Genomic DNA, 4,479 nt, shown 5'->3' on the forward strand with positions numbered 1-4,479 from the left:
ATATTATATTTATCTGTTTATTATAATTTAAATAGATTGTTAATTCTCTATTTTGAAAAGATAGTTATGTTCGGTTGGAATAGCCTCATAAACTCTATTTGCCATCTCTCTAATCTCCCATAAAGCACTCTTCCCAGACCTTAATTCAATGAAGTTTTGTAAGCTTCGGGCATTGATTGTCCAAGTTAACTCTGTTTTATAACTCTCAGGAAGACAAAATTTAGCAATATCATTAGAGACTCCTGCTTTTAATATCTCTTGCAAGTTATTCAAAGCCTTAATCGAAGCAGTGTCAACCATATGGTTACCAGTTAACACAATAAACTGCTCTGCACCCTCATAATTATCTTCTGCAAATGGTACACCTGATTTTAACTCTTTTAGTGTATATCTTGTACTCTTAACACTAAGACTTGCTATTCTGTGTCTTGCCAACTCCTGAAGCAATGCACGAGACACTCCCTCTATATAGAATGTATAGACAAGATGCTCTAGCGTAGAGGCATGTTTATATTTATTCCCTACTCTATCTATCAAAGCCTTGTCTCTCTCTCCTCCGTTATCACTTTTATCAAAGCTCTGCCAACATGTACGAATAGCATGAGCACAAACTTCTAAAGGGGTGTGATGCATAAGGGTTATTTTCATGGTTTTCTCCAGATGATTAGGGTTCTTGTAAAACTCAGGAAACGAAAACTTTAGTTTCGTCTTTTTCGGGGCTAAAGCCTCCGATTCCCAATAAGTTTTAATTTGGTATTATAACTAAAATATTATACTAATATCTTTTTGATATAATTCGCGTAATTTAATTATAGTATAGGAAACCCTTAATGCAAAAAATCAAAAATATTGCCGTTATTGCCCATGTTGACCACGGTAAGACAACTCTCGTTGATCAACTACTTCAACAGAGTGGAACATATGAAGCTCACCAAGAGGTGACTGAACGAGCGATGGACTCTAACGAGATAGAGAAAGAGAGAGGGATTACTATCCTATCTAAAAATACAGCCATCACTTATGGAGACCATAAAATCAACATCATCGATACCCCAGGTCACGCTGATTTTGGTGGTGAGGTTGAGCGAGTTTTAAAGATGGTAGATGGCGTACTTCTACTTGTTGATGCACAAGAGGGTGTTATGCCGCAGACTAAATTTGTATTGAAAAAAGCGATTGAACTTGGACTAATCCCTGTTGTTGTTATCAATAAAATAGATAAAGATGGATCTGAACCTGATAGAGTTATGGATGAAGTTTTTGACTTGTTAGTGGCACTTGATGCCAATGATGAACAGCTTGAATTTCCTGTGCTTTATGCCGCGGCAAGAGACGGTTACGCCAAGTGGGAGATGGAGGATGAGGACAGGGATATGACTCCACTTTTTGATGCAATTATCCAAAAAGTTCCATATCCAAAAGGTTCTGCTGATAATGATACACAAGCACAAGTCTTTACACTAGCTTCTGATAATTTTGTAGGAAGAATTGGTATTACTCGAATCTTTAATGGTAGAGTGAAAAGGGGTGATGAGTATATTCTTGTCAAAGCTTGTGGAGAGAAGACCAAAAGCCGTATCTCTAAGCTTATTGGATTTAAAGGTCTTGAGAGATTAGATATTGATGAGGCAGAGGCTGGTGATATTGTAGCGATTGCTGGATTTAATGATATTGATGTTGGAGACTCTGTTTGTGATGCAAAAAATCCTGTAGCTCTTGACCCAATGCATGTTGAGGAGCCTACACTATCTGTTGTTGTATCTGTAAATGATGGACCTTTAGCGGGAACAGAGGGTAAACATGTAACTTCTAATAAAATTAGAGAGAGACTAGCCAAAGAGATGGAGACCAATATAGCTATGCGTATGGAGCCGACAGGTGACGCATCATTCAAAGTCTCTGGACGAGGTGAGCTACAGATTGGAATCTTGGCAGAAAATATGAGACGAGAGGGCTTTGAGTTTTTACTTGCACGACCAGAGGTTGTTACAAAAGTAGAAAATGGTGTTAAGATGGAGCCGTTTGAACATCTAGTTGTAGATGTTCCCTCAGAGTTTCAAGGAGTTGCTATTGAGAAGCTTGGAAAGAGAAAAGCAGAGATGACTTCACTTGTGCCAATGCCTGATGGAACTGTTCGATTAGAGTTTGAAATTCCTGCAAGAGGGCTTATTGGCTTTAGGTCAGAGTTTTTGACAGATACAAAAGGTGAAGGGATTATGAACCACTCATATATGGAGTATAGACCATACTCTGGAAGCGTTGAGAGCAGAACCCCTGGGGCATTAGTCTCTATGGACAAAGGTGAAGCGGTTGCATTTTCTATTTTTAATCTTCAAGCTAGAGGTACTATGTTTATCAAACCACAAGATAAAGTTTATGATGGAATGGTGATTGGTGAGTCTTCACGACCTGGAGATTTAGAGGTAAACCCTCTTAAAGGTAAGGCACTTACCAACATGAGAACATCAGGTACAGATGAAGCTGTTAAGCTTGTTAAGCCAAGAGATATTTCACTAGAGTCTGCAATGGAGTGGATTGAGGATGATGAGCTTATTGAGATTACACCAATGAGTGTGAGAATTCGTAAAAAAGCACTTGACTCTGTAAGTAGACGAAGAATAGCTAGAGATAAGAAAAACGCTAAGGCATAAAAGGTATTTTATGAAAAAACAGATTTTTACTTTTATTGGACTTTTTATACTTTTAGCCATAGGTTATCATATCGAAGCATGGTTTGCCCACCCCTATGAACATCTCATGGGTGTTTCAGGTGGAGGATTTGGTTTAGGTTTGATGCACCCTCTTGTATTTACATTTGTAGTCTATCTTGTATACACAATTATTTTATGGTTAGGAAGTATGATTAAGAAGATATTTTAAATTAAGGGGAACTCATGAGACTAATATATATATTTATTTTTACACTGTGCTTTACACTAGAGATTTTTGGAGGGGGAACTCTCCCCTATGCGTTGGATGCCAAATTAAAACCGATTCGATTAAATCAAAATAGCTATAGTATACATATTCAAGAGGTAGGGAGTGATAAACCTATAGCCTCATGGAACTCTCACAAAAAGAGATCTCCTGCTTCTGTTGTTAAGCTTCTTACAACCTACTCTGGATTGCTTGAGTTGGGTTATGACTATCGTTGGGAGACAAAGTTCTATCATACAGGTTATATTCGTAATGGGGTACTTAAAGGTGACCTGTATGTCAAAGCTTCAGGTGACCCTACTTTGAAGACAGCAGATATAGCTCCTATAGTATCTCAAATCAAAAGAGCAGGTATCCAAAAAATATTAGGTAATATTATTATTGATAGAAGCATATTTGAAGTTTCAAACAAAAATAATTCAGGTTTTGATAGAAACAGGCATAGTCCCTATAATGCTATGCCAGATGCACTAATGTTTAATAAACGAAAAAGTACAATCTGTGTCACCACACGAGGTAGAAGAGTTAGTATAAACAAAGATGTTCCTGACCAAAGTTATAGAGTTGTCAATAAGTTGAAAATTGTAAATGGTTCATGTCGTGGAAATCGTTCATGGCCAAGAGTTGGCATAAAAACAGATAACTCTGGTCGCTCTACTATTACTTTAAGTGGAAAACTCTCAAAGAGATGTGGAAAACGGACTATCTGTAAGGTTGTTGGTAGACCATATCGTGCATTTTATTATGCTTTAAAAAACAAGTTAAATAGCAGAGGTGTTAAGTTTAAAGGAACTCTAAAGATAAAAAAAGTACCAAATAAAGCATCATATCTTTTTTCTCATAAATCAGATAAATTAGAGGATGTTATCTCTGTTATTGCTAAAAAGAGTGATAATCTGATGGCTAGACAGTTGATGCTAACTCTTGGTGCGAGTCAATATCCAGCTCCAAGTACACCCTATAAGAGTAGAAAGGCGATAGAGCGAATATTGAATAGATATAGTATTTTAGAGAGAGGAACGACTTATGTAGCCAATGGTTCAGGACTCTCTAGGGAGTCTAAATTGACAGCACAATCTCTAGCAAATCTGCTTGAACATGGTGCAATAAATTATGGTCAACGCTGGATGGATACACTTGCTATCGCAGGAGTTGATGGTACTATTAGGAGACGATTTAGAAATAGTAGCGTATATGGCAGAGCTTGGATGAAAACAGGAACCATAAAACGAGTCTCTAATATCGCTGGTTATGTGGAGGGTGCATCTGGTCAAAAATATGTAGTTGTTGTTTTAGTTAATGATAAAAGATCTAGTAGATATGGAAGGAAGTTGGCCAATATAGTGATTAAGTGGGTGGCTGATACATTGTAGGTGAAAAGTTAATAGTGAAAAGTGAAAAGCTTTTATGTTATAATTGACCATCAAAAATAGGAGTCTATCCATATAATGTACCCCAATAAAAGAACCAATAAAAAAATATTTTAATTCTAAAAGTGTAAAATTAGAAAAATAAAAGGGTAAGTGATGAGCAAAAAAAGAA

The 4,479-nt window shown here is 36.8% G+C and carries 4 protein-coding genes; 3 read left to right on the plus strand and 1 reads right to left on the minus strand.

All coding sequences use genetic code 11. The features are described from left to right. Positions 1 to 39: 39 nt before the first annotated feature. A complete protein-coding gene (gene thyX, locus GSY74_RS01415) occupies positions 40 to 648 on the minus strand; it encodes an FAD-dependent thymidylate synthase (protein ID WP_164663325.1) in 609 nt (202 codons plus the stop codon). A 182-nt stretch (positions 649 to 830) separates the two neighbouring features. On the opposite strand from thyX, the gene typA reads away from it, so the two are divergent. Genes typA through dacB form a run of 3 tightly spaced genes read left to right on the plus strand, consistent with a single transcriptional unit; the run spans position 831 to position 4,310 of the window. Next, on the plus strand, positions 831 to 2,651 hold the full coding sequence (gene typA, locus GSY74_RS01420; protein ID WP_164663327.1) for a translational GTPase TypA: 1,821 nt from the start codon (positions 831 to 833) through the stop codon (positions 2,649 to 2,651). A gap of 10 nt (positions 2,652 to 2,661) precedes the next feature. Beyond that, on the plus strand, positions 2,662 to 2,880 hold the full coding sequence (locus GSY74_RS01425; protein WP_164663329.1) for a hypothetical protein: 219 nt from the start codon (positions 2,662 to 2,664) through the stop codon (positions 2,878 to 2,880). Between the two features lie 14 nt (positions 2,881 to 2,894). After that, entirely contained in the window at positions 2,895 to 4,310 is a 1,416-nt protein-coding gene (dacB, locus tag GSY74_RS01430; protein WP_164663331.1) for a D-alanyl-D-alanine carboxypeptidase/D-alanyl-D-alanine-endopeptidase, read from the plus strand. Positions 4,311 to 4,479: the final 169 nt, after the last annotated feature.

Source organism: Sulfurovum sp. bin170, from assembly GCF_010892395.1.
Classification (GTDB): Bacteria; Campylobacterota; Campylobacteria; order Campylobacterales; family Sulfurovaceae; genus UBA1140.